Consider the following 1000-nt stretch of genomic DNA (forward strand, 5'->3'; position numbering starts at 1 on the left):
AGTTCCATTAGTTTGTTGGCGGGGTAACGGCCCACCAAACCGACGATGGATAGGGGTTCTGAGAGGAAGGTCCCCCACATTGGTACTGAGACACGGACCAAACTCCTACGGGAGGCAGCAGTGAGGAATATTGGTCAATGGCCGAGAGGCTGAACCAGCCAAGTCGCGTGAAGGAAGAAGGATCTATGGTTTGTAAACTTCTTTTATAGGGGAATAAAGTGGAGGACGTGTCCTTTTTTGTATGTACCCTATGAATAAGCATCGGCTAACTCCGTGCCAGCAGCCGCGGTAATACGGAGGATGCGAGCGTTATCCGGATTTATTGGGTTTAAAGGGTGCGTAGGTGGTGATTTAAGTCAGCGGTGAAAGTTTGTGGCTCAACCATAAAATTGCCGTTGAAACTGGGTTACTTGAGTGTGTTTGAGGTAGGCGGAATGCGTGGTGTAGCGGTGAAATGCATAGATATCACGCAGAACTCCGATTGCGAAGGCAGCTTACTAAACCATAACTGACACTGAAGCACGAAAGCGTGGGGATCAAACAGGATTAGATACCCTGGTAGTCCACGCAGTAAACGATGATTACTAGGAGTTTGCGATACAATGTAAGCTCTACAGCGAAAGCGTTAAGTAATCCACCTGGGGAGTACGCCGGCAACGGTGAAACTCAAAGGAATTGACGGGGGCCCGCACAAGCGGAGGAACATGTGGTTTAATTCGATGATACGCGAGGAACCTTACCCGGGTTTGAACGTAGTCTGACCGGAGTGGAAACACTCTTTCTAGCAATAGCAGATTACGAGGTGCTGCATGGTTGTCGTCAGCTCGTGCCGTGAGGTGTCGGCTTAAGTGCCATAACGAGCGCAACCCTTATCTTTAGTTACTAACAGGTTATGCTGAGGACTCTAGAGAGACTGCCGTCGTAAGATGTGAGGAAGGTGGGGATGACGTCAAATCAGCACGGCCCTTACGTCCGGGGCTACACACGTGTTACAATGGGG

1 rRNA gene is annotated in these 1000 nt (G+C 49.9%); it reads left to right on the top strand.

The window, feature by feature from the left end:
- Nucleotides 1–1000 (top strand): 16S ribosomal RNA (locus tag AB5Z01_RS13820); the annotation flags it as partial.

The sequence above is a fragment of the Ruminococcus sp. RTP21359st1_H3_RTP21359_211015 genome (assembly GCF_040909065.1).
Classification (GTDB): Bacteria; Bacillota; Clostridia; order Oscillospirales; family Ruminococcaceae; genus Hominimerdicola; species Hominimerdicola aceti.